The following is a 24199-nucleotide window of genomic DNA, read 5'->3' on the forward strand; positions in this document are numbered from 1 at the left end:
TAAAGAACGTGTCAGTGGTCGTAGTCAGTGCGGTGTGCCTGTTGGCCGCGGGATGCTCGGACGGCAGCTCCGGCAAGGACGACGGTGCCAAGCCCAAGCCGACCCATTCCGTGCTGCCGCAAAGGCTGGACAAGCCGGCGCCCATGCCGGAGGGGGAGCTACAACCCTCTCCGGCCGCCGACGCCCCTTTCAGCGAGAACCTGGCGTACGAGCTGCGACGCAAGACGCGGGACATGGCGCACGCGACGGGAAAGATCACCGCCGAGTGCCCCAAGGACGTGGGGTCGAAGAGCGGAACGCAGGTGACCTGCACCACCACCTTCGAGGACCTCAAGGTCGAGTGGAATGTGAGCATCGGCGGCAAGTCCGCCTTTTCGAACAACCTGGTGGAGTACAAGGCGACCCCGCGCCAGGGGATCCTCACCCGGGACGGTGTCGCCCGCCTCCTCTACGGCAACTACCGCGACAGCATCGATCACGCCCTCTGCAATGACATCCCCAAGGCCGTTCTGGTGCCTCTGGGCGTCCAGTCCAAGTACCGCTGCGAGGTCGTCATGAAGGGGAAGGAGCCTACGGGGTACGCGGATCCCGTGCGGGCCACCGACTCCGGGCCGCGCGCCTACTGACCGGTGGTGTAATCACCGCCATGAAGATCAACGAGCTGGTGATTCCCGATTCCTCGGCATGTTCGGCGGCGCTGGAGGTGGCGACCGCCTATTGCTCGCCCGCGTTGCTGAACCACTCGATTCGGTCCTATCTCTGGGCGGCGGCCCACGCGCAGGCGTCGGACATCGCCTTCGACGCGGAACTCCTCTACGTCTCGGCGTTGCTCCACGACCTCGGTCTGGTGAAGGAGTTCGACAGCCACACGGTTCCGTTCGAGGAGGCGGGCGGGCACGTGGCGTGGGTCTTCGGAGCGGCGGCCGGGTGGCCCGTCGAGCGGCGGGTGCGGGCCTCCGAGGTGATCGTGCGGCATATGGGGGACGGCGTGGACGTCGCGGAGGACCCCGAGGGGCACCTGCTGGCGTACTCGACCTCGGTGGACATCTCCGGTCGCGGCGCGGACGCGCTGCCCGCGGAGCTGCGCGCCGAGGTGCTGGGCCGCTACCCGCGGCTGGGGCTGGCCGAGGAGTTCACGGCGTGCTTCCGCGACCAGGCGGACCGCAAGCCGGACAGCGCCGCCGCCGCGGCCATGCGCGGCAACATCGCCGCCCGCATCGCGGTGAACCCCCTGGACGCGTAGCCGCACCGCCGGGCCCGTCCCCAGGGGTTACGGACTCCCCTTTCCGGCGGGCACCCTGGGGGTCTGTGGTGGTGACGCCACAGACCCCCAGAGGGAAGCGGGTGACAGGACACATGGCGGCGGCGAGGGCCTCCTACGACCCGCGGTTCGACTCCGGGCGGCTCTGTCTGGACCTGTTGGCCACGGGCGGGGGGCGGCTGGGCGAGGGAGCCGTGGAGCGGCTGGGCGGGCCGGAGGAGTTGCGGGCCTGGCTGGTCGGGGCCGGGGTCGTGCCGCCCGGCACTCCGCTCGGCGGCGTGGACGCGGGCTGGGTCGGGCGGTTCCACGCGGCGCGGGAGCTGTTGCAGCGGGTCGTCCACGCGGAGGTCGACGGGCGGGCCGCCGATCCGGATCTGGAGCGGGTCAACGCCCTCGCCGCGACCGTGCCGCCCGCCCTGCTCGCCGTCCGGGGCGGGGACGGGACGCTGGTCCGTCACCTCGCCACCGCGCCCGGCTGCGACGCCCTCGTGGGCCAGGTCGCCCGCGACGCGGTGGAGCTGCTCACCGACCCCGTCGCCCGTGGGCTGCTGCGGCGGTGCGCGGGGGAGACCTGTTCGCTGGTCTACCTCGACACCTCGCGGGGGCGTCGGCGCCGCTGGTGTTCCAGCGAGGTGTGCGGCAACCGCGAGCGCGTCGCCCGGCACCGGCGGCGTGCGATCGGCGGCGGTACCGGCCGGGGGTGATCCCCCCCGGCCGACAAGTGCCCTTACTTGGCCACGAACACGTAGTCCGCCTCGTACGGCACCGCCGCCTTCGGCTGCCGCTTCGGGTCGCACGAACCGGCCGGGGCCACGCCGCCCCGCGTGTTGAGCCGCAGGATCTCCGTGACCCGTGCGAGAAGCCCCCGGGCGGCACCCGACTGACCGGCCCGCAGGTCGAGTTCGGGAATGTTCCCGTCGCCGTTCGGGACCTTGGAGACCAGCTTCCCCGTGACCGCCGAGCCGTCGCGCGCGATCCACTGCGGGGCGCCCCCGGACCGTACGAAGGAATGGGCGATGGAACCGCTCAGCGTGGCGCTGACATTGTCCTGCGTGAATCCGTACGTCCCGTCGTCCTTCTTCGTGCAGGCGTAGATCTGGCTGCCCTTCACCACCGACGACTGGAAGCTGTTCACGGCGGTCGTCATGTCGAGCGGCGCGCTCAGTTCGTGGACCTGGCCGCGCACGGCCCCGCCGGGGAATTCGCCGGTGTGGAGATTGAAATAGAAGCCGTTCGGGTCGGACTTCAGCACGCCCAGCAACTTCTTGTCCGTGACTTTCACCGTGCCGGTCGCCGTCGTGCGGCCGTCGGGCAGTTTCTCCGCGAAGAAGGGGATTTTGACCGCGCCGTTCTTCCCCCGCGCGCCCTGGTGGACGTGCGCGGCCGTGGGCGTCGCGATGCCCCGGAACGAGAAAGCGAACGACACCTCGTCGCCCTGCACGCGCAGGAACGCGATCGCCCGCCCGTCCTTGTCGCCGACGGCCGGACCGCCCGCTGTGGGCACCTCGTTGACGCCGTTGAGGCTGCCCGCGAAGAACACGGCGTCGCCCCGGTTGGTGGCGCTGAGGGCGCCGGGCGTGCCCGTCGCGGCGCTCTCGTGGGTGGTGCCGTGCGACCCCGTCCGACCTGCGCCGTCCTCCTTCGCGTCGGCGGGGATCACCGCGAGGGTGATGCCGACGGCGGCTGCGGTCGCGGTGGCGCCGGTGGTCAGGACGATGCTCCTGCGCTTCATGATTCGGTCTCTCCCCGTAAGGCGGCCGGTACCCCCTGCAACGGCCTCTCGGGCTGTCCTACGGGCCTTTCCGCGCCCCGCGCTCAACCGCGTTTCGAGAGCTGAATCACAGGGGTGCCATTGAACGCCGAGCCCTTTCGATCCGTATGCGACCGGTACGTGATCCGTACGCCGGAAGATTTCCAAGATTTATCCGCCGGAACTGAGCCGATCACCCGCACCACCCGTATCCATGCGAGACCACCACGCGCTATCGACCTGGGGGAAGGCTTGCGCAAGGATGCCGTCGTGGCGGACAGGACGACTCCCGACGAGGAGCTGATGCGGGCGCTCTACGACGAGCACGCCGGCCCGCTGTTGGGCTTCGTGCTGCGTCTGGTCGGAGGCGACCGCCAGCGCGCCGAGGACGTCGTCCAGGAGACCCTGCTGCGCGCCTGGCGCAACGCCGACCGGCTGCGCGGCGCCACGGGTTCCGTGCGGCCGTGGCTGGTGACCGTCGCCCGGCGCATCGTCATCGACGGCCACCGCAGCCGGCAGTCCCGGCCCCGGGAGGTCGACGCCGGTCCGCTGGAACTGATACCCGCGGCCGACGAGATCGAGCGGGCGCTGCGCCTGATGACCATTTCCGAGGCACTGGGTGATCTGACCGAAGCACACCGAGAGGCTTTGATCGAGACCTATTTCAAAGGTCGTACGGTGAGCGAGGCGGCGGACGTGCTGGGCGTACCGGCCGGGACCGTACGGTCCCGCGTCTTCTACGCGCTGCGCTCCATGAAGCTCTCGCTCGAGGAACGGGGAGTGACGGCATGAACCCGCCGGCACAGCACACGGATGTGGGCGCCTACGCACTCGGCGTCCTCGACGAGGCGGACGCCGCCCGGTTCGAGGAGCACCTCGCCGCATGCGACCGGTGCGCCGCCGAGCTGGACGACCTGATGGGTCTGGAGCCGCTCCTCGCCGAACTCAAGGAGTCCTCGCCCGACCCCGGGGTGCCGGTCGCCCGGCCCGGCCCGGCGCTCCTGGACCGGTTGCTGAGCGAGGCCGGCGCTGTCCGCCGGGCGCAGCGCACCCGCCGCCTGTGCCTCGTCGCGGCGGCCGCCGCCCTGATCGTCGCCGGTCCGTTGGTCGGCGCCGCCGTCACCTCGCAGGACACGCCCAGCCACAGCACGGTGAGCGCGGCCAAGGCGATGTACGAGGAGGGCGACAAGATCGGCACCGTCGACCCCGTCACCAAGGTCGACGCGACGGTCTCCCTCCAGTCCAAGCCCTGGGGCACCCACGTCGCCCTCAAGCTCGGCAACGTCAAGGGCCCGCTGAGCTGCGACCTCGTCGCCGTCGGCAAGAACGGCGAACGGCAGGTCATCACCACCTGGGCCGTACCGCCGGGCGGCTACGGCCTGCCCAAGGCCACGGAGAAGTGGAGCAGGGCGCCGCTGTACACGCACGGCGGCGCGGCTCTCAACCGGGACCAGATCGACCGGTTCGAGGTCCGCACGCTCGACGGCAAGCGGCTGGCCACGGTCGACAACGCGTGACGGCCCAGGTGGACTCCGGACGGGCCGCGCGCCCGTCAGCCCATCCGTGGCCGTCTGTCAACGTGTGAACAGTCATAGCAAACCGCTCATGTCCTGACAGGTGCGCTCAGTACCCCTGTTCGCGTACGGTTGACGGCTGCCCTACGCACAGCAGAAGGGGGCCTGGGTGGCCGCGCAGAACGCCACGGAAGCGCACGTGGTGACGGAACCGGACGGGGTCCGCGACCGCGAGATCGGTGCCGAACAGCAGCATCTCGACCGGGTGTACCGACGCCTTGAGGAGAAGATCCACGAGGCCGAATTCCTCATGGACGACGCCGCCAAGCGCGGCCAGGTGGGAACGCCGGGAGCGCTCGCGGAGCGGGACGCCCAGGTGTTCCGCGCCGGCGTGCACCTCAATCGGCTGAACAGTGAGTTCGAGGACTTCCTCTTCGGGCGGATCGACCTGCTGCTCGGAAAGGACGGCAAGAAGGGCCCGGACGGGGCGTACACCTCCGTCGAGCCCGCCGACGACGCGGTGCGGGACGACCGGGCGGAGATCGCCGAGACGCTCCACATCGGCCGCATCGGCGTGCTCGACGCGGACTACGCGCCGCTCGTCATCGACTGGCGGGCGCCCGCCGCCGCGCCCTTCTACCGGTCGACCCCGGTGGCGCCGGGCCGGGTGGTCCGCCGCCGGGTCATCCGGTCCAAGGGCCGCAAGGTCCTCGGCGTCGAGGACGACCTGCTGCGCCCCGAGCTGACCGCGACGCTGGACGGGACGGAGCTGGCGGTGGTCGGCGACGGCGCGCTGATGGCCGCGCTCGGCCAGGCCCGCAGCCACACCATGCGGGACATCGTCGCGTCCATCCAGGCCGAGCAGGACATGGTCATCCGCGCCCCCGCCGCGTCGGTGACCGAGGTAGAGGGCGGCCCGGGCACGGGCAAGACCGCCGTCGCCCTGCACCGCGCCGCCTACCTGCTCTACCAGGACCGCAGACGCTACGCGGGCGGCATCCTCGTCGTCTCCCCGACGCCGCTGCTCGTCGCCTATACCGAGGGCGTGCTGCCCTCGCTGGGCGAGGAGGGGCAGGTCGCGATCCGCGCCGTCGGCAATCTGGTGGACGGTGCCGAGGCCGACACGTACGACGAGCCCGCCGTCGCCCGGATCAAGGGTTCCTCGCGCATGCTCAAGGTGCTGCGCAAGGCCGTGCGGGGTGCGCTGGACGCGCCCTCGGCCGCCCCGGCGGCCACCGCGTCGGCCGACGACGGCCAGTTGTCGCTGGAGGGCCTCGCCCCCGCCGCCCCGGCGGCCGGGACCCCGGACCGGCTGCGTGTGGTCGCCTTCGGCGGCCGGGTGGAGCTGGGCGCCGACGACCTGCGGCGCATCCGGCAGACCGTGCTCGGCGGCACCGCGCCCGTCAACCTGCTGCGGCCGCGCGCCCGGCGGCTGATCCTGGACGCGCTGTGGTCGAAGTCGGGCGCCGGCAAGCGCTACTCCGACCCGGAGCTGCTGGCCGAGGCGCGGCAGGCCTTCGACGAGGACATCTCCACCGAGGACTACTTCCTCGACTTCCTCGCCGCCTGGTGGCCGGAACTCACCCCTCGTGGGGTGCTCGCCGCGATGGCCGACGAGCGCAGGCTCTCCCGCTGGGCGCGCCGGGTGCTCAACCCGCGCGAGGTCCGGCTGCTGGCCCGGTCGCTCAAGCGGCTGGACGAGCACGGCCGGGGGCCGCTGTCCGTCCACGACGTGGCGCTGCTGGACGAGTTGGAGACGCTGCTCGGCGTCCCCTTCCGCCCCAAGCAGCCGCGCGAGGCGGACCCGCTGGCCCATCTCACCGGGCTGGAGGAGCTGATGCCCGAGCGCACGGAGACGCGGCGCGAGCGGGCGGAGCGGCTGGCCCTGGAGCGTACGGACTACGCGCACGTCATCGTCGACGAGGCGCAGGACCTGACGCCCATGCAGTGGCGGATGGTCGGCCGCAGGGGCCGGACCGCCACCTGGACGATCGTCGGTGACCCGGCGCAGTCCTCCTGGTCCGACCCGGACGAGGCGGGCGCGGCCCGTGACGAGGCGCTGGGCAGCCGCCCGCGCCGCCGTTTCGAGCTGACGGTGAACTACCGCAACCCCGCCGAGATCGCCGAGCTGGCGGCCAAGGTGCTGGCCCTGGCCATGCCCGGCATGCGCTCCCCGGCGGCGGTCCGCTCGACGGGCGTCGTGCCGCGCTTCGCGGTCGCGGGCGGCGATCTGGCGGCGTCCGTGCGGGACGAGGCGCTGCACCTGCTGGCCGACGTGGACGGCACGGTCGGCGTCGTCGTGCCGATGGGGCGTCGCGCGGAGGCACGGCGCTGGCTGGCCGGACTGGGCGAGAGGGTGGTCGTCCTGGGCAGCCTGGAGGCGAAGGGCCTGGAGTACGACGCGACGATCGTCGTGACGCCCGCCGAGATCGCCGACGAGTCCCCGGCGGGCCTGCGGGTGCTGTACGTGGCCCTGACCCGTGCGACACAGCGGCTGACGGTCCTGTCGGGCGAGCGCGACGACCCGGACGCGGACGGTGTGCCGGATCTTTTGCGGGACTGAGCCGTTCGCCCGGCGGGCGGTGCTTTGGCCGCGGGTCGCTGTGCCGCGGGCCGGCTGTGCCGCCTGCGGCGGCGAGCGCCCTGCGGGCGCGTCCTCAATCGCCGGACGGGCTGGTTTTGGCTGGGCTCAGCCAGATCAAGCCCGTCCGGCGATTGAGGACACCGCCGCGCAGCGGCTGGTAGGGAGCGGAAGGTCACGGCCCCGCGCAGCGGTCGTGGTGCGGGCGGCCACGGGCCGCAAGGTCCGTCCGGATGATCCGCCGGACAGGCAACCCGCACTACCGGAATCAGTTTCCGGGACGGTTTGTTAGCCTGGGTGTGGCACCGGCTCGATCCAAGCCCCCGGGCCCAACCTTAGTCGCTTCGAGCGACCACTTGCCGCGAGGCGAGCATGGCGGGTCGGTGCCACTCAAGCGATGTCCGACGGGCGTCCCTCTCAATGGAGAGGGACGCCCGTCGGCGTTGGCGGTACCGGTCCCACCCGGCTCGTCGACTCCCGTACGGCTCCCGTATGGCGGAAATTTCATTCCGAAAATCGGGGCTGGTTACCGGATACCGGCCAGTAGGTGGGACGATCGGACCCCGCGTTCCTGGGCGACCGCCGAGGTTCGCGCGTATCAAGCGACACAGGGAAAGCAGAGGGAAGTCGGCCATGGCAACGGCGCCTAGCGTCTCGTACTCGATGACGGTCCGACTGGAGGTTCCCGCCAGCGGGACCGCGGTCAGCCAGCTCACCACGGCCGTGGAGTCCTCCGGCGGGTCGGTGACCGGCCTCGACGTCACCGCCTCCGGGCACGAGAAGCTGCGGATCGACGTCACCGTCGCCGCGACTTCCACCGCGCACGCCGACGAGATCGTGGGCAAGCTCCGCGGCATCGAGGGCGTGTCGCTGGGCAAGGTCTCCGACCGCACGTTCCTGATGCACCTCGGCGGCAAGATCGAGATGGCGTCCAAGCACCCCATTCGCAACCGCGACGATCTCTCGATGATCTACACCCCGGGCGTGGCCCGCGTGTGCATGGCCATCGCGGAGAACCCCGAGGACGCCCGCCGACTGACCATCAAGCGCAACTCCGTCGCCGTGGTCACCGACGGCTCGGCCGTGCTCGGCCTGGGCAACATCGGCCCCAAGGCCGCGCTGCCCGTGATGGAGGGCAAGGCCGCCCTCTTCAAGCGCTTCGCCGGCATCGACGCCTGGCCGATCTGCCTGGACACCCAGGACTCCGACGAGATCGTCGCCATCGTGAAGGCGATCGCCCCCGGGTTCGCGGGCATCAACCTCGAGGACATCTCCGCGCCGCGCTGCTTCGAGATCGAGGCCCGGCTGCGCGAGGCCCTCGACATCCCCGTCTTCCACGACGACCAGCACGGCACCGCCATCGTCGTCCTCGCCTCGCTCACCAACGCGCTGCGTGTCGTCGGCAAGAGCATCGGTGACGTACGGGTCGTCATGTCCGGTGCGGGCGCTGCCGGTACGGCGATCCTCAAGCTGCTGATCGCGGCCGGCGTCAAGCACGCCGTCGTCGCGGACATCCACGGCGTCGTGCACGCCGCCCGCGAGGACCTGGTGGCCGCGAGCCCCGACTCCGCGCTGCGCTGGATCGCCGACAACACCAACCCCGAGGGCGTCACCGGCACGCTCAAGGAGGCCGTGCGCGGCGCCGACGTCTTCATCGGCGTCTCGGCCCCGAACGTGCTGAACGGCGAGGACGTGGCCGCCATGGCCGAGGGCGCCATCGTCTTCGCGCTCGCCAACCCCGACCCCGAGGTGGAGCCCGGCATCGCCCGGCAGACCGCCGCCGTGGTCGCCACCGGCCGCTCGGACTTCCCCAACCAGATCAACAACGTGCTGGTCTTCCCGGGTGTCTTCCGCGGTCTGCTGGACGCTCAGTCCCGCACGGTCAACACGGACATGATGCTGGCCGCCGCCAGCGCCCTCGCGAACGTCGTCACCGAGGACGAGCTCAACGCGAACTACATCATCCCGAGCGTCTTCAACGACAAGGTCGCGGGTGCGGTCGCGGGCGCCGTCCGGGAGGCCGCGAAGGCCGCCGGAGCGTCTGTGACGGGTACCACGACCCTCTGAGCACGGCGCGTCGCATGGCGCGGGGCTCCTGACGCCCCCATAAGGTGGCGGGCAGAAATCAGCCGCAGAGATGCGGCCGTATCCGAGGCTGTGGCGCTTTCCGTGTGACTCTCCAGGGTGCCGGATTGGCTTTCCCGCCACTGGTGGGGGCAGGATGCGTAACCGGGCGCGAGGGTCTGGCAACAGACCCGGGTCCGGGGACTGTCCGAGGGCCCTGGCAGCATCGGCTTCGATCTCACGCCTCATTGGCAAGAAGAACACGGGAGTACAACATGAACCGCAGTGAGCTGGTGGCCGCGCTGGCCGACCGCGCAGAGGTGACCCGCAAGGACGCCGACGCCGTTCTGGCCGCCCTCGCCGAGACCGTCGGTGAGGTCGTCGCCAAGGGCGACGAGAAGGTCACCATCCCCGGCTTCCTGACCTTCGAGCGCACCCACCGCGCCGCTCGCACCGCTCGTAACCCGCAGACGGGTGAGCCGATCCAGATCGCTGCCGGCTACAGCGTGAAGGTCTCCGCGGGCTCCAAGCTGAAGGAAGCCGCCAAGGGCAAGTAAGGCCTGAAGACGCCGAAAGGGCGGTCACCCCATCGGGGGTGACCGCCCTTTCGGCGTCCCTGCGGCCCTGTAAAGGCCATTACAGGTCCTTCCAGAGCCGCGAAAGCCCGTACGGCCCTCGCGGGGCTGTACGGGCTCTACGCGGCCTCACGGGCCTTACGGACCGTCAGGCGTGCCGTGCGGTCTCGGCTGCGGGCCGGCTCGGCCGCCCGCGGCGGCGAGCGCCCTGCGGGCGCCCTCAAGCGCCGGACGGGCTGGAAGGGGCTGAGCACAACCCGAACCAGCCCGTCCGGCGCTTGAGGACACCACCGCGCAGCGGTGGTGTCCTCCACGATCCGCCGGACACGGCCTAGGCGTGGTTGTGGTTGCCGTTCGGCAGTTCCACGTGCGCGCCCAGGTCCGCGAGCTTCGTCATGAAGTTCTCGTAGCCGCGGTTGATCAGGTCGATGCCGTGCACCCGGGACGTGCCCTGGGCCGCCAGCGCCGCGATCAGGTAGGAGAAGCCGCCGCGGAGGTCGGGGATGACCAGGTCGGCGCCCTGCAGCTTGGTGGGGCCGGAGACGACCGCCGAGTGCAGGAAGTTGCGCTGGCCGAAGCGGCACGCCGAGCCGCCGAGGCACTCGCGGTAGAGCTGGATGTGCGCACCCATCTGGTTGAGCGCGGACGTGAAGCCCAGCCGCGACTCGTACACCGTCTCGTGGACGATGGACAGGCCCGAGGCCTGCGTCAGGGCGACGACCAGCGGCTGCTGCCAGTCCGTCTGGAAGCCCGGGTGGACGTCCGTCTCCAGTGCGATGGCGTTGAGCGGACCGCCCGGGTGCCAGAAGCGGATGCCCTCGTCGTCTATCTCGAAGGCACCGCCGACCTTGCGATAGGTGTTGAGGAAGGTCATCATCGAGCGCTGCTGGGCGCCGCGCACGTAGATGTTGCCCTCGGTGGCCAGCGCCGCGCTCGCCCAGGAGGCCGCCTCCAGACGGTCCGGCAGGGCGCGGTGGTTGTAGCCGCCGAGCGAGTCGACACCGGTGATCCGGATGGTCCGGTCGGTGTCCATGGAGATGATCGCGCCCATCTTCTGCAGTACGCAGATGAGGTCCTCGATCTCCGGCTCCACGGCCGCGTTGGACAGCTCCGTGACGCCCTCCGCCAGCACGGCGGTCAGCAGCACCTGCTCGGTCGAACCGACCGAGGGGTACGGCAGGCGGATCTTGCAGCCGCGCAGCCGCTGCGGAGCCTCCAGGTACTGCCCGTCCTCACGCTTCTCGATCGTCGCGCCGAACTGGCGCAGCACCTCGAAGTGGAAGTCGATCGGCCGGCCGCCGATGTCGCAGCCGCCCAGGCCCGGGATGAACGCGTGGCCCAGCCGGTGCAGCAGCGGGCCGCAGAAGAGGATCGGGATGCGGGAGGACCCGGCGTGCGCGTCGATGTCGGCGACGTTGGCGCTCTCCACGTGCGAGGGGTCCAGGACCAGCTCACCGGGCTCGTCACCGGGGCGCACCGTCACACCGTGCAGCTGCAGCAGTCCGCGGACCACCCGCACGTCACGGATGTCGGGGACGTTGCGCAGTCGGCTGGGTCCGCTGCCGAGCAGCGCGGCGACCATGGCCTTCGGCACGAGGTTCTTCGCGCCGCGGACACGGATCTCGCCCTCGAGCGGGGTGCCGCCGTGGACAAGCAGTACATCGTCAGGGCCGGTCATGGATCTCGCGTTCCTGGAGTTGGGCAGGGGGCAAGAAGAAAGGGTAATGCGACCGGAGGCCCCTTCTGTTAGTCCCAGGGGCCTGTTCGTACGTCATGGCTTTGCAACAACACGCTGTGTTTATGGAATGGTCGCTACCGGTTATCGGCGCGGTGGCCATTTTCATACCCTTCTCATCCAACTCGGGACAACCCCGGCTCCGGACTTGCCGCCCACTCCCCGAACCGGCCGGAAATGCGGGATCATGTGGCCATGACCGAGGTGTCCTCGCTCACAGGACGGCTGCTTGTCGCGACTCCGGCGCTCGCTGACCCGAACTTCGACCGCGCGGTGGTGCTGCTCCTCGACCACGACGAGGCGGGCTCCCTCGGGGTCGTCCTCAACCGCCCGACCCCGGTCGGCGTCGTCGACATCCTGGCGTCCTGGGCCGCGCTGACCGGCGAGCCGGGTGTGGTCTTCCAGGGCGGCCCCGTCTCGCTGGACTCGGCGCTGGGGGTGGGCGTGGTGCCGGGCGAGTCGCACGACCGCAGCAGCCCGGGCCTCAAGGCCGCCAGGGGGGTCTCCGGGGAGACGGCGGAGGCGCCGGACACGGTCGTGGCCGGCGACGGCCCACTCGGATGGCGCAGGGTCCACGGCGCCATCGGGCTGGTGGACCTGGAGGCCCCGCCGGAGCTGCTGGCGGCGGCCCTCGGCAGCCTGCGGATCTTCGCGGGCTACGCGGGCTGGGGCCCCGGCCAGCTGGAGGAAGAGCTGATCGAGGGCGCCTGGTACGTGGTCGAGTCCGAGCCGGGGGACGTCTCCTCACCGGACCCGGAGCAGCTCTGGCGGGCCGTGCTGCGCCGCCAGCGCAACGAACTCGCGATGGTCGCCACCTACCCGGACGACCCGAGCCTCAACTGACCGGCCCGGCTCCGGCGAGCCTCCTCCGCCTCCCCGTCGCGTCCCCCTCGGGCGGGCGTTTTCCGGCCACGGCCCCGGGTGTGTCGTACCGCTCACCGACGGGAGGCACGGCGGCCGGGCCGGGGCGGGGCCGGTGGCGCCCTACCCCAGTACTCTTGGAAACCATGAGCACTCTTGAGCCCGAGCGCGGGGCAGGGACCGGCACCCTCGTAGAGCCGACGCCGCAGGTGTCGCACGGCGACGGCGACCACGAGCGCTACGCCCATTACGTCCAGAAGGACAAGATCATGGAGAGCGCGCTCTCCGGTTCTCCGGTCGTGGCACTGTGCGGCAAGGTCTGGGTCCCCGGGCGCGACCCGAAGAAGTACCCGGTCTGTCCCATGTGCAAGGAGATCTTCGAGACCATGGGCCCCGGTGGCGACAAGGACAAGGGCGGCAAGGGCGGCGACAAGAAGTAGCCCCCGCTCCACCCCTTCTCCTCGTCGGTGGGCTTCGAGCCCCCTCCGCCGGCCGGTGACGGCCTTCCTACGGCCCCTGGGACGCGCAGCCGCGCGTCCCAGGGGCCGTACGCGTTGCACGGGGTGCTTCCGCCGGTCACGAAGTGATCGCGGGACCGGGTGAACCGCCGCAGAACCCTTGTCGGGCCCGTCGGCCCGCCCCTAGCCTCCTCCCAATTGTGCAAAGCGAAACGCCCATTGCGTATGTTGCAACGCCAATCGGGAGGGGACCTCCATGCCGCTGTCCGCCCGCCTCACCGCCCCGGCGGTGCTCCTCGCGGCGGCGGGGCTCACCGCCGTCACCGCCTGCGCGCCCGCCACCTCCGTGGGCGGCGCGCGGGGTGACGCGCGGACCGGCACGCTGCGCGTCTGGCTCTTCCGGGAAGTCGACAACAAACCCAAGGAAGCGGTGGTCCGCGAGGCCGTCGCCGCCTTCACCGCCAACCACCGGGGCGTCAAGGTCGACGTCGCCTACATTCCCGTCGACACCCGCGCCCAGCGGATCAAGGCCGCCTTCAACGATCCGAAGAGCGCACCGGACCTCGTCGAATACGGCAACACCGACACCGCCGGGTATGTGCGCGACGGCGGACTCGCCGACGTCACCGCCGACCTCGCCACCTGGGCCGACGTCAAGGACACCGACCCGGCGGCCAAGAGGTCCGTGACCGTGGACGGCAAGCAGTACGGCGCCCCGCTGTTCGTCGGCGTGCGGGCGCTGTACTACCGCACCGACGTCTTCCGCGAGCTGGGCCTCAAACCCCCAAAGACCCTGGACGGGCTGGCCGACACGGCACGAAGGATCCACAAGGAACGCCCCGGGCTCTACGGACTGGTGGTGGGCGGCGCGTACACCTACGGGGCCATGCCGTTCGTGTGGGCGCACGACGGCGACATGGCGAGGCGTCAGGGCCGACGCTACGTCTCCGCCCTCGACGACGACGCGGCGAAGAAGGGCATCAAGGCCTACACAGACCTCTTCGGCGAGCACAACTGCCCCGCGAGCAAGTGCGCCCGGATGGGCGGCAACGACACCGTGCAGGCCTTCGCGTCCGGCAAGGCCGCCATGGCCATCGGCGGGGACTTCAGCCACCGGGCCGTCGAGAACGGCAAGGCCAAGGGCGCCTACGCGGTCGTGCCCCTGCCCGGAGTGCGGAAAGGGCACATAGCCCCGGCCTTCGCGGGCGGGAACAACCTTGGGGTGCTCAAGAGCAGCGCGCACCGCACGCTCGCCGTGGACCTGATGAAGTCCTTGGCCGGCAAGCGCACCCAGGCCCGCCTCTTCGACGCCATGGGCTTTCTGCCCACCTACACCGACGTACGGCGGGAGGCCGCACGCCGACAGCCCTTCGTCGAACCCTTCGTGCGCACCCTCGCGGCGGGCGCGAAGTCGGTGCCCGCCTCACCGGGCTGGGCGGCCGTCGACGCCGGACAGGTGCTGCCGACCATGTTCCAGGAGATCGTGAGCGGCCGTAGAAGCGTCGACGCGGCGGCCGAACGGGCGGCCCGGAAGATGAACGAGGCGTTCGCGAAGTGAGCGCCCGACAGCACGCCGGACGCTGGACGCCCTGGCTCTACCTCGCCCCCGCCCTCCTCGTCCTCGGCGGGCTGCTCCTCTACCCCATCTACCAGCTGGGCCTCATCTCCTTCCTCGAATACACCCAGGCCCAGGTCAGCGGAGGCGAGCCCACCAGCTTCCGGGGCCTGGCCAACTACCGCGAACTCTTCGCCGACGGCCAGTTCCGGCAGGTCCTCGCCGCCACCGTCGTCTTCGCGGCCGCCTGCGTCGCGGCCACCCTGGCCGTCGGCTGCGCCCTGGCCGTCCTCCTCACCAAGGTGCGCGCCGTGCCGCGCCTGGCGCTGATGCTCGCCGCGCTCGGGGCGTGGGCCACGCCCGCCGTCACCGGCTCGACGGTGTGGCTCTTCCTCTTCGACCCCGACCTCGGCCCGGTCGACAAGGCCCTCACCTGGGCGGGCCTGACCGGCTTCGACGGCTACGCGTGGACCTACGACCGCTACAGCGCCTTCGCGCTCGTCCTGCTCGAAATCGTGTGGTGCTCGTTCCCGTTCGTCATGGTCACCGTCTACGCCGGCATCCGCGCGATACCAGGCGAGGTGCTGGAGGCGGCCGCGCTGGACGGGGCGTCGCAGTGGCGGATCTGGCGCGACGTCATGGCGCCGATGCTCCGGCCGATCCTGACGGTGGTCACCATCCAGTCGGTGATCTGGGACTTCAAGGTCTTCACCCAGATCTACGTGATGACCAACGGCGGAGGCATCGCCGGGCAGAACATGACGCTGAACGTCTACGCCTACCAGAAGGCCTTCGCCTCCTCGCAGTACAGCCTCGGCTCGGCGATCGGAGTGGTGATGCTGCTGATCCTGCTGACCGTCACGGTCGGCTATCTGAGGCTGCTGCGGCGGCAGGGGGAGGAGATATGACCCGGCCCCGGCGGTTCGCGGCGGAGGCGGTGGCGCTGCTGACGGCGGCCGTGGTCGCCTTCCCGCTGTACTGGATGGTGCTGTCGGCCTTCAAACCGGAGGGCGAGGTGCAGAGCGACCGGCCGCGCCCGTGGACGCTCCACCCGACCCTGGACGCCTTCCGGCGGGTCTTCGGACAGCAGGACTTCGGTCGGTACTTCCTCAACAGCCTGCTGGTCGCGGCGGTCGTCGTCCTCGCCTCGGCGATCGTCGCCTTCCTCGCGGCGACAGCCGTGACCCGCTTCCGGTTCCGCTTCCGGACCACGCTGCTCGTCATGTTCCTCGTCGCGCAGATGGTCCCGGTGGAGGCCCTGACGATCCCTTTGTTCTTCCTCATGAGGGACGCGGGCGAGGTGGTGCCGGCCATCGGACTGAACACGCTCGGCTCGCTGATCCTGCCGCACCTCGCGTTCTCCCTGCCGTTCGCCGTCTGGATGCTGCGCGGGTTCGTCAAAGCGGTGCCGGAGGCGCTGGAGGAGGCCGCCTACCTCGACGGCGCGAGCCGCACGCGATTCCTGTGGCAGATCCTCTTCCCCCTGGTCTTCCCCGGCCTGGTGGCGACGAGCGTCTTCTCCTTCATCTCCACCTGGAACGACTTCCTCTTCGCCCGGTCCTTCATCGTCAGCGCCACAGAGAACTCCACGCTGCCGATGGCCCTCCTGGTCTTCTTCAAGGACGAGGGCAATGACTGGGGCGGCATCATGGCCGCCTCGACCGTCATGACCCTCCCCGTGCTGCTCTTCTTCGTACTCGTACAGCGCCGACTGGTCTCGGGCCTCGGCGGCGCGGTAAAGGATTGACGCCATGAATGACACCGGTACGGATCTGATCCCCGCACCCCGCCGCATCCGCGACGCGTTCCCCGGGGGCGGTGCGGTCCATGTGATCGACGAGGACACCGAGATCGACGCGGGACCCGGCACCGAGCGCGTGGCGCGGTGGCTGCGCGCCACGGTGGGCGCGGCGACCGGGCTGCCGCTCGCCCCGCACGGGGACGACGCCAACCGCATCATGCTGCGGATCCTGCCCGAGCTCGCCGAGGAGCACGGCAGCCACGAGGCGTACCGGATCGTTGTCGACGGCTACCTCGTCGTCATCGACGGGGCGAGCGAGACCGGTCTGTTCTGGGGCGCCCAGACCCTCCGTCAGCTGCTCGGCCCGGCGGCCTTCCGGCGGGCACCGGTCACGGCGAGGACGGGATGGCAGCTGCCCGCCGTCCGCATCGAGGACGCCCCGCGCTTCGCCTGGCGCGGCGTGCTGCTCGACGTCGCCCGGCACTTCCTGCCCAAGGGCGACGTCCTCGCCTATGTGGACCTGCTCGCCGCGCACAAGCTCAACGTCCTGCACCTGCACCTCACCGACGACCAGGGCTGGCGGCTGGAGATCAAGCGCCACCCGAGGCTCACCGAGGTCGGCGCGTGGCGCGCACGGACCAAGGTCGGCCACCGGGCGTCCCCCCTCTGGGACGAGCGGCCGCACGGCGGTTACTACACGCAGGACGACATGCGCGAGATCGTCGCCTACGCGGCCGAACGGCACATCACCGTCGTCCCCGAGATCGACATTCCCGGCCACTCGCAGGCCGCCATCGCCGCGTACCCCGAACTGGGCAACACCGACGTCATCGACACCACCTCGCTCTCCGTCTGGGACACCTGGGGCGTCAATCCGAACGTACTCGCCCCCACCGACACCACCCTCGCCTTCTACGAGGACGTCCTGACGGAGGTTCTCGACATCTTCCCCTCGCCGTTCGTCCACATCGGCGGCGACGAGTGCCCCAAGGACCAGTGGCGGGCCTCGCCGACCGCCCAGGCGCGGATCGCGGAACAAGGGCTGGCGGACGAGGACGAGTTGCAGAGCTGGTTCATCCGCCACTTCGACCGCTGGCTCACCGAGCGCGGCCGGCGCCTCGTCGGCTGGGACGAGATCCTCGAAGGGGGCCTGGCGGAGGGCGCCACGGTTTCCTCCTGGCGGGGCTACGGGGGCGGGATCGCCGCCGCCCGCGCCGGGCATGACGTCGTGATGTGTCCCGAGCAGCAGGTCTACCTCGACCACCGGCAGGCCGCCGGAGCCGACGAACCCGTCCCCATCGGCTTCGTCCGCACCCTGGAGGATGTCTACCGCTTCGAGCCCGTACCGCCCGAACTCGACGCCGCCGAGGCCGAGCGCGTCATCGGGACCCAGGCCAACATCTGGACCGAGGTCATGGAGAGCCGGCAGCGCGTCGACTATCAGACCTTCCCGCGCCTGGCCGCCTTCGCCGAGGTCGCCTGGTCCCATCTGCCCGCCCCCGAAGCCCGTGACTTCGCGGCCTTCGAACACCGGATGACCGGCCACTACGCCCGTCTCGACGCCCTCGGCGTCGACTACCGACCGCCCGGCGGCCCACGGCCCTGGCAGCGACGGCCCGGCGTGCTCGGACGCCCGATCGAGGGCGCGCCCCCAATCGTGTGAGCCATGGCGGAAGGTGACCGCCCGCGCGGTTCGCCCCTGGCACGGTGGTCCCCCTCATGTCCTCCACAGACTGCCGTAAGTCACGCAAGGGTTCCCAATGGTGGCAATCCGCCTACAGCGGAGACATAGCCGAAAAACGGACCATCCTCCTGGCCCGGTACGGAACGGCGGTTCGCGGACCCTCGCGACGACGGACTCGGAAGATGTGCCAGAGTTGCCACGTCCGGGCTGTCAGCACGTACCGTACGGCGGGATCAGACGGGCAACAGCCGGGAGCACCGGGGAAGGGGCAGCTGGGTTGACCACGCACGCACCGCAAGCGGCGAACACGGTGACGTTGCCGGGCTCGCTCGATGAGGCCGTCGAGGCCCTCGCCGCCATGCCCGCCGCCGTGCCCGTCGCGGGCGGCACCGATCTGATGGCTGCCGTCAACTCCGGACTGCTGCGGCCCGCCGCGCTCGTCGGCCTCGGCCGCATCAGCGAGATCCGCGGCTGGCAGTACCAGGACGGCCACGCGCTGCTCGGCGCGGGCCTCACCCACGCCCGGATGGGCCGTCCCGACTTCGCCGCCCTGATCCCGGCGCTGGCCGCCGCCGCGCGCGCCGCCGGGCCGCCCCAGATCCGCAACGCCGGCACCCTCGGCGGCAACATCGCCTCCGCCGCCCCGACCGGCGACGCGCTGCCCGTGCTCGCCGCCCTGGAAGCCACCCTCATCGTGGCGGGCCCCGGCGGCTCGCGGCGCGAGATCCCCGTCGGCCACCTGCTGGCCGGCTTCGAGATGCTGGCACCGGGCGAGCTGATCGGCTACGTCCGGGTGCCGCTGCTGCACGCCCCCCAGACCTTCCTCAAGGCCACCGGCCGTACGGGCCCGAGCCGGGCCACCGCGTCGGTGGCCGTCGTCCTGGACCCGGCCCGGCGCCATGTGCGGTGCGCGGTGGGCGCGGTCGCGCCCATGCCGCTGCGCCCGCTGGACGCCGAGCGCTGGGTCTCCTCGCTCATCGACTGGGACGGCGAGCGCACGCTCGCGCCCGAGGCGTGCGCCGCCTTCGGCGAGTACGTCGCGGCCGCGTGCATCCCCGACCCCGCACCCGCCGAGCCGGTCCTGGAGGCCGCACAGTCCCCGCAGCACGGTGAGCCGGGCGCCACCCTGCCGCCCGCCGTCCTGCACCTGCGTCGTACGGTGGCGACTCTGGCCCGCCGAGCACTGGGGAGGGCACTCGCGTGAGTGACGAACAGCAGCGACACGCCTCGCCGACCGGGGAGAGCGGCTGGCAGCCGATCCCCCGCGGCGCGGAACTGGACGCGGAAGGCACGACGTTCGTGCAGCTTCCGCCCGAGCTTCTCGCCCACCCGGGCGCGGCGACCCAGGGCGGCTCCTGGGACCCCCTGGCCGCCCCCGGCACGGGCGGCTACACCCCGCCGCCGGCCGCGGCCTGGCAGCAGTCGGCGCCTCCGTCACAACCGGCGCCCGTCCAGGAGTCGGTGCACGGCACGCCCGCGCACGGCACGCCCGCGCAGGCGCCGGACCAGTGGGCCACGCCCCACGCCTCCGCGCATGCCGCGGACCATGCGGTGAATCACGCGGTGAACCATGCCGCGAACCACGCCGCGAACCATGCCGTGCAGCACGCCGCGCATCAGGCTGCGAACCCCGCCGCGCAGCACGCCGCGCAGGAGCCGGTGCCGGTGGCGGCGGCCGGGGCGGGCGCGATGTCGGACCGGGACGCGGTGCCGGGTTCGGGCCAAGGAGCGTTCCCCGGCTCGGTTCCGGGGTCGGTGCCGGGCGTTCCGAGCGCGTCGGAATGGCCCGTTCCGGCCGGTTCGTACGACTACGCGCAGGTGCAGCAGCAGGGGCACGCCCCCATCCACGAGCAGAGCCACGGCCAGCCGCAGGACTACGGGCACATTCCGGCGGGTGATGGCGGCGGCGGTGACCCGCACCCGACGGAGCAGTGGCCCATGCCGTTCACCCCGGGCGGGTCCGGCGAGCACGCCGGCGCCGGGGAGGGCGCCCACGCGACGCACCAGCAGGGCGGGCCGACCGGTCAGTGGACGGTCCCGGCCGCCGGGGACGACCCGGTCGACGAGTCCGGCGAGTACGCCCTCAGCAACGCCGCCGACCCGCACGACACGGCGCAGTGGCCGGTACCGCACACCGGGCCCGACGAGGCCGTGAGCCCCGACGCCTGGCACCAGCCGATGGCGGCCGTGGGCGCGGAGACCGGATCGACGGGCCAGTGGTCGATCCCGGTCGCGCAGGACGACACGGCGGAGGAGTCCGGGGAGTACGCCTTGGGCGGCTTCACGGGCGGGGTCCCGGCGCCGGTCGCCTCCGCGTTCCCCGGAGCCGTCCCCGGCGCCGACGGACACGGTGCGTTCACCGCTGCGCAGCACGACACGCACGACAGCCACGTCACCGGTACGGGCGATCATCAGGCCGCACCGTGGACGCAGCCCGCCGCGGGCCCGGACGGCTCCCACGCCGGGCAGTCGCACGCGGAGGGCCAGGCCCTCCCGGAGACGCCGGCGGCCCCGGTGGCCCCCGCGGCGCCGGAAGGCGGAGCCGAGCACGAGCAGGCACCGGCAGCGGTGGACGCCGTCCCGGACGCCGAGACGGCTCCCGACGCCGCGCATCAGGACGCGTACCCGCACGTGGAGCAGCTCCCTCAGCCTGAGCCGTTCGAACAGGCTCCGGCGGACCACGCGCCGATCGAGCAGCAGTCGCAGCCTGTGGCTGAGCCCGAGTCGTCCGAATATCCGCAGGTAGCGGCGGATCTGCACCCGGTCGGCCGCGAGGTGGACGAGGCGGCAGCCCCGGAAGCCGACCCGCAAGCCGAAGACCTGCGAACCGAAGGCGTTCGAACCGAGGACCTGCGGACCGAAGACCTGCGGACCGAGGACCCGAGGCCGGATGCCCCGCAGTCCGAAGCCGACCAGGCGCCTCCGGTCGACAACCCGCACACCGAGCACCCCCACGCCTCGTACGTCCTGCGCGTCAACGGCACCGACCGGCCCGTGACCGACGCCTGGATCGGGGAGTCGCTGCTCTACGTGCTGCGCGAGCGCCTCGGCCTCGCCGGTGCCAAGGACGGGTGCTCGCAGGGTGAGTGCGGGGCCTGTTCCGTGCAGGTCGACGGGCGGCTCGTGGCGTCCTGCCTCGTGCCCGCCGCGACCGCCGCGGGCGCGGAGGTCCGCACCGTCGAGGGCCTGGCCGTCGACGGCCGGCCGTCGGACGTCCAGCGTGCGCTCGCCGAGTGCGGGGCCGTGCAGTGCGGTTTCTGCGTGCCCGGAATGGCCATGACCATGCACGATCTGCTCGAGGGCAACCACGCCCCGACCGAGCTGGAGACCCGCCAGGCGCTCTGCGGCAACCTCTGCCGCTGCTCCGGCTACCGGGGCGTCCTCGACGCGGTCCGCCAGGTCGCGGACGAGCGCGCCGAGTCGGCCGCGGCGCAGGAAGCGGCCAACGAAGCGGTGCACGAGCCGATGCATGAGCCGATGCACCAGACGATGCACGAGGCGGCCGACGGCACGGCGCAGGAGACGGCGTACGGAGCCGGCCCCGGGGCCGGTCCCGGCATCGGCCAGGAACAGGCGTGGCCGGGAGCGGACTCGGCACGCATCCCGCACCAGGCGGGCCCGCACGACGGTGGCAGCGGAAGGGCAACGGCATGACTGGAATGGGCGGCTCGGCCGGAGCGGCCGGAATCCCCGATCTCCCGGGGATGGCCCCTTCCGCACCCGCCACTCCCACCGAGCCCCCGACCCACGGCCTCGGTGTCTCGCTGCCGGCCGCCGACGCGGCCGCCAAGACCCAGGGCGTCTTCCCGTACGCCGCCGACCTGTGGGCCGAGGGTCTGCTGTGGGCCGCCCTGCTGCGCTCACCGCACCCGCACGCCCGGATCGTGTCGATCGACACGTCGGCCGCCGCCGCGATGACGGGCGTCCGGGCCGTGATCACGCACGCGGACGTCCCCGGCGACGCGGCCCACGGCCGCGGTGTCGCCGACCGGCCGGTGTTCGCGTCGGAGCTGGTGCGCCACCACGGCGAGCCCATCGCCGCCGTCGCCGCCGACCACCCCGACACGGCCCGGCTCGCCGCGGCGGCCATCGCCGTCGAGTACGAGCTGCTGGAGCCGGTCACCGACCCCGAGCAGGCCTTCGCGGCCGAGCCGCTGCACCCCGACGGCAATCTGATCCGGCACATCCCGCTCCGCTTCGGCGACCCGGAGGCGACCGGCGAGGTCATCGTCGAGGGCCTGTACCGGATCGGGCGCCAGGACCCGGCGCCCATCGGTGCCGAGGCCGCACTCGCCGTGCCGCGCCCGGACGGCGGCGTCGAGATCTACACCGCCTCCACCGACCCGCACGCCGACCGCGACCTGGCCGCCGCCTGCTTCGGGCTGGCGCCGGAACGGGTGAAGATCGTCGTCACGGGCGTGCCGGGCGCGATGGGCGACCGCGAGGACCCGGGCATCCAGCTGCCGCTCGGCCTGCTGGCGCTGCGCACGGGCCACCCCGTCAAGCTCGCGGCGACCCGCGAGGAGTCCTTCCTCGCCCACCCGCACCGCCACCCCACGCTGCTGAGGTACCGTCACCACGCCGATGCCGAGGGCAAGTTGGTGAAGGTCGAGGCGCAGATCCTGCTGGACGCGGGCGCCTACGCCGACTCCTCCGCCGAGGCCCTCGCCGCCGCCGTCTCCTTCGCCTGCGGCCCGTACGTCGTCCCGCACGCCTTCGTCGAGGGCTGGGCGGTACGGACCAACAACCCGCCCTCCGGCCACGTCCGCGGCGAAGGCGCCATGCAGGTGTGCGCCGCGTACGAGGGCCAGATGGACAAGCTGGCGGCCCGGCTCGGCATCGACCCCGCCGAGATCCGGCTGCGCAACATCATGGCCACCGGCGATCTGCTGCCCACCGGCCAGACCGTGACCTGCCCGGCCCCCGTGGCCGAACTCCTGCGCGCGGTACGGGACTTCCCGCTGCCCGCCCTGCCGCTGGACGACCCCGAGGCGGACTGGCTGCTGCCCGGCGGCCCCGAGGGCGCCGGCGAGCCCGGCGCGGTGCGGCGCGGCGTCGGCTACGGCGTCGGCATGGTCCACATGCTCGGCGCGGAAGGCGCGGACGAGGTCTCCACGGCCACGGTCAAGGTCACCGGTTCGGTGGCCACGGTCATCTGCGCCGCGGTCGAGACGGGCCAGGGCTTCAGCACCCTCGCCCGTCAGATCGTCCAGGAGGTCCTCGGGCTCGAAGAGGTCTACGTCGCACCCGTCGACACCGACCAGCCGCCCTGCGGCCCGGCCGCGCACGGCCGCCACACCTGGGTCTCCGGCGGCGCGGTCGAGCGGGCCGCGCGGATGGTGCGCACGCAGCTCCTCCAGCCGCTGGCCCACCAGTTCGGCATGTCCCACGAGCTGTTGACGATCGCCGACGGCAAGATCACGTCGTACGACGGGGTGCTCAGCACGACCGTCGCGGAGGCCCTGGACGGCAAGGAACTCTGGGCGACCGCCCAGTGCCGCCCCCACCCGACCGAGCCGCTGGACGACACGGGCCAGGGTGACGCGTTCGTCGGCCTCGCCTTCTGTGCCGTGCGCGCGGTCGTGGACGTCGACGTCGAGCTGGGCTCGGTGCGCGTGGTGGAGATGGCCGTCGCCCAGGACGTCGGCCGGGTCCTCAACCCCCGCCAGGCCCACGCCCGGATCGAGGCGGGCATCACCCAGGGCGTCGGCGCGGCCCTCACCGAGAACCTCCGCACCACCGGCGGCCTCGTCCGCCGCCCCGACCTCACGGGTTACTCCCTGCCCACGTCGCTCGACACCCCCGACATCCGCATCGTGAAGCTGGTCGAGGAGCGCGACGTGGTCGCCCCCTTCGGCGCGAAGGCCATCAGCGCGGTCCCGGTCGTCACCTCCCCGGCGGCGGTGGCCGCGGCGGTACGGGCGGCGACGGGCCGCCCGGTCAACCGACTGCCGATCCGGCCGCAGTCGGCGGTGGGGGCGCAGGCGTAGGACGTCGCCGGACGGCTGGTTGGGCTGAGCTGGTTGGGCTGAGCCCAGCCACTTCAAGCCCGTCCGGCGTTTGAGGACGCGCCCGCAGGGCGCCCGCCGACAGGCAACAAGACGGCCCCATAGTCGAAAGGCCGCCCCTAGTAGGCTCCCGAATGCTGTGCACACGGCTCGGGGGGATCGTTCACACACGTCAGCGCTGTCAGCGCCACGTACGGCCGTTTCGCGACGCATCGGCCCGTACACGGTCATCACTCGGCCGGACGGCGGCGACAGGTTCGGGTCGCTGCCCGGGGCCCGTCATTGGGGACGCGGAACTGACGGCGCTGCCGGTGTTCTGACGCACGATTTCGAACACATGAGTACTCGTACTCATGTCGCTGTCACTGCCTGTCAGTAGGCTGGGGACGCATGGTGATGCATTGGCTGACGG

19 protein-coding genes are annotated in these 24199 nt (G+C 71.9%); 17 read left to right on the forward strand and 2 right to left on the reverse strand.

The window, feature by feature from the left end; all coding sequences use genetic code 11:
- The first annotated feature begins 8 nt into the window (after nt 1-8).
- The 3 genes from ACZ53N_RS15715 (at nt 9) to ACZ53N_RS15725 (ending at nt 1965) form a co-directional block, all read left to right on the forward strand.
- Complete coding sequence (locus tag ACZ53N_RS15715; protein WP_469141406.1) at nt 9-626, forward strand: hypothetical protein; 618 nt, start codon at nt 9-11, stop codon at nt 624-626.
- A 20-nt stretch (nt 627-646) separates the two neighbouring features.
- On the forward strand, nt 647-1243 hold the full coding sequence (locus tag ACZ53N_RS15720; protein ID WP_469141407.1) for an HD domain-containing protein: 597 nt from the start codon (nt 647-649) through the stop codon (nt 1241-1243).
- Between the two features lie 113 nt (nt 1244-1356).
- Complete coding sequence (locus ACZ53N_RS15725) at nt 1357-1965, forward strand: CGNR zinc finger domain-containing protein (protein ID WP_469141492.1); 609 nt, start codon at nt 1357-1359, stop codon at nt 1963-1965.
- Between the two features lie 23 nt (nt 1966-1988).
- On the opposite strand, the gene ACZ53N_RS15730 is transcribed toward ACZ53N_RS15725, so the two are convergent.
- Entirely contained in the window at nt 1989-2993 is a 1005-nt protein-coding gene (locus ACZ53N_RS15730; RefSeq protein WP_469141408.1) for a CHRD domain-containing protein, read from the reverse strand.
- A gap of 321 nt (nt 2994-3314) precedes the next feature.
- Here ACZ53N_RS15730 and ACZ53N_RS15735 point away from each other — a divergent pair, with 321 nt between their 5' ends.
- From ACZ53N_RS15735 to ACZ53N_RS15755, 5 genes are all read left to right on the forward strand, one after another.
- Entirely contained in the window at nt 3315-3803 is a 489-nt protein-coding gene (locus tag ACZ53N_RS15735) for a sigma-70 family RNA polymerase sigma factor (protein ID WP_469141493.1), read from the forward strand.
- A complete protein-coding gene (locus ACZ53N_RS15740; protein ID WP_469141409.1) occupies nt 3800-4528 on the forward strand; it encodes an anti-sigma factor family protein in 729 nt (242 codons plus the stop codon). The genes ACZ53N_RS15735 and ACZ53N_RS15740 overlap by 4 nt, the downstream gene beginning before the upstream one ends.
- A 166-nt stretch (nt 4529-4694) precedes the next feature.
- Nucleotides 4695-7088: a HelD family protein gene (locus tag ACZ53N_RS15745; RefSeq protein WP_469141410.1), complete on the forward strand. Its 2394-nt coding sequence runs from the start codon at nt 4695-4697 to the stop codon at nt 7086-7088.
- Between the two features lie 651 nt (nt 7089-7739).
- Nucleotides 7740-9173, forward strand: a complete 1434-nt coding sequence (locus ACZ53N_RS15750) for an NAD-dependent malic enzyme (RefSeq protein ID WP_469141411.1) — start codon at nt 7740-7742, stop codon at nt 9171-9173.
- 272 nt (nt 9174-9445) lie between these two features.
- Nucleotides 9446-9727: an HU family DNA-binding protein gene (locus tag ACZ53N_RS15755; RefSeq protein ID WP_004951951.1), complete on the forward strand. Its 282-nt coding sequence runs from the start codon at nt 9446-9448 to the stop codon at nt 9725-9727.
- Between the two features lie 349 nt (nt 9728-10076).
- Here ACZ53N_RS15755 and murA read toward each other — a convergent pair whose 3' ends face one another.
- Nucleotides 10077-11423, reverse strand: coding sequence for a UDP-N-acetylglucosamine 1-carboxyvinyltransferase (murA, locus tag ACZ53N_RS15760; protein ID WP_130878078.1), 1347 nt, complete (start codon nt 11421-11423; stop codon nt 10077-10079).
- 252 nt (nt 11424-11675) lie between these two features.
- Here murA and ACZ53N_RS15765 point away from each other — a divergent pair, with 252 nt between their 5' ends.
- The 9 genes from ACZ53N_RS15765 (at nt 11676) to ACZ53N_RS15805 (ending at nt 23769) form a co-directional block, all read left to right on the forward strand.
- A complete protein-coding gene (locus ACZ53N_RS15765; protein ID WP_469141412.1) occupies nt 11676-12323 on the forward strand; it encodes a YqgE/AlgH family protein in 648 nt (215 codons plus the stop codon).
- Nucleotides 12324-12487: 164 nt separating this feature from the next.
- Nucleotides 12488-12781, forward strand: coding sequence for a DUF3039 domain-containing protein (locus ACZ53N_RS15770; RefSeq protein WP_130878076.1), 294 nt, complete (start codon nt 12488-12490; stop codon nt 12779-12781).
- Between the two features lie 274 nt (nt 12782-13055).
- Entirely contained in the window at nt 13056-14357 is a 1302-nt protein-coding gene (locus tag ACZ53N_RS15775; RefSeq protein ID WP_469141413.1) for an extracellular solute-binding protein, read from the forward strand.
- On the forward strand, nt 14354-15262 hold the full coding sequence (locus ACZ53N_RS15780; RefSeq protein WP_469141414.1) for a carbohydrate ABC transporter permease: 909 nt from the start codon (nt 14354-14356) through the stop codon (nt 15260-15262). The genes ACZ53N_RS15775 and ACZ53N_RS15780 overlap by 4 nt, the downstream gene beginning before the upstream one ends.
- Nucleotides 15259-16101, forward strand: a complete 843-nt coding sequence (locus ACZ53N_RS15785; protein ID WP_469141415.1) for a carbohydrate ABC transporter permease — start codon at nt 15259-15261, stop codon at nt 16099-16101. The genes ACZ53N_RS15780 and ACZ53N_RS15785 overlap by 4 nt, the downstream gene beginning before the upstream one ends.
- Nucleotides 16102-16105: 4 nt before the next feature.
- Nucleotides 16106-17758, forward strand: coding sequence for a beta-N-acetylhexosaminidase (locus ACZ53N_RS15790; protein ID WP_469141416.1), 1653 nt, complete (start codon nt 16106-16108; stop codon nt 17756-17758).
- A gap of 298 nt (nt 17759-18056) precedes the next feature.
- Nucleotides 18057-18983, forward strand: coding sequence for an FAD binding domain-containing protein (locus tag ACZ53N_RS15795; protein ID WP_469141417.1), 927 nt, complete (start codon nt 18057-18059; stop codon nt 18981-18983).
- The gene (locus tag ACZ53N_RS15800) at nt 18980-21433 is read left to right on the forward strand and encodes a 2Fe-2S iron-sulfur cluster-binding protein (protein WP_469141418.1); all 2454 of its coding nucleotides are present in this window, start codon (nt 18980-18982) and stop codon (nt 21431-21433) included. Before ACZ53N_RS15795 ends, ACZ53N_RS15800 begins: the two co-directional genes overlap by 4 nt.
- Nucleotides 21434-21483: 50 nt before the next feature.
- Nucleotides 21484-23769, forward strand: a complete 2286-nt coding sequence (locus tag ACZ53N_RS15805; RefSeq protein ID WP_469141494.1) for a xanthine dehydrogenase family protein molybdopterin-binding subunit — start codon at nt 21484-21486, stop codon at nt 23767-23769.
- Nucleotides 23770-24199 lie beyond the last annotated feature (430 nt).

It is taken from the genome of Streptomyces sp. NPDC033229, assembly GCF_055576875.1.

Bases quoted from the DNA above. Each gene is read 5' to 3' on its own strand.
- ACZ53N_RS15785 (WP_469141415.1), top strand. From the start codon at position 15,259: ATGACCCGGCCCCGGCGGTTCGCGGCGGAGGCGGTGGCGCTGCTGACG.
- ACZ53N_RS15750 (WP_469141411.1), top strand. From the start codon at position 7,740: ATGGCAACGGCGCCTAGCGTCTCGTACTCGATGACGGTCCGACTGGAG.
- ACZ53N_RS15770 (WP_130878076.1), top strand. From the start codon at position 12,488: ATGAGCACTCTTGAGCCCGAGCGCGGGGCAGGGACCGGCACCCTCGTA.
- ACZ53N_RS15805 (WP_469141494.1), top strand. From the start codon at position 21,484: ATGGCCCCTTCCGCACCCGCCACTCCCACCGAGCCCCCGACCCACGGC.
- murA (WP_130878078.1), bottom strand. From the start codon at position 11,423: ATGACCGGCCCTGACGATGTACTGCTTGTCCACGGCGGCACCCCGCTC.
- ACZ53N_RS15755 (WP_004951951.1), top strand. From the start codon at position 9,446: ATGAACCGCAGTGAGCTGGTGGCCGCGCTGGCCGACCGCGCAGAGGTG.
- ACZ53N_RS15725 (WP_469141492.1), top strand. From the start codon at position 1,357: ATGGCGGCGGCGAGGGCCTCCTACGACCCGCGGTTCGACTCCGGGCGG.
- ACZ53N_RS15775 (WP_469141413.1), top strand. From the start codon at position 13,056: ATGCCGCTGTCCGCCCGCCTCACCGCCCCGGCGGTGCTCCTCGCGGCG.
- ACZ53N_RS15740 (WP_469141409.1), top strand. From the start codon at position 3,800: ATGAACCCGCCGGCACAGCACACGGATGTGGGCGCCTACGCACTCGGC.
- ACZ53N_RS15720 (WP_469141407.1), top strand. From the start codon at position 647: ATGAAGATCAACGAGCTGGTGATTCCCGATTCCTCGGCATGTTCGGCG.
- ACZ53N_RS15730 (WP_469141408.1), bottom strand. From the start codon at position 2,993: ATGAAGCGCAGGAGCATCGTCCTGACCACCGGCGCCACCGCGACCGCA.
- ACZ53N_RS15735 (WP_469141493.1), top strand. From the start codon at position 3,315: ATGCGGGCGCTCTACGACGAGCACGCCGGCCCGCTGTTGGGCTTCGTG.
- ACZ53N_RS15765 (WP_469141412.1), top strand. From the start codon at position 11,676: ATGACCGAGGTGTCCTCGCTCACAGGACGGCTGCTTGTCGCGACTCCG.
- ACZ53N_RS15790 (WP_469141416.1), top strand. From the start codon at position 16,106: ATGAATGACACCGGTACGGATCTGATCCCCGCACCCCGCCGCATCCGC.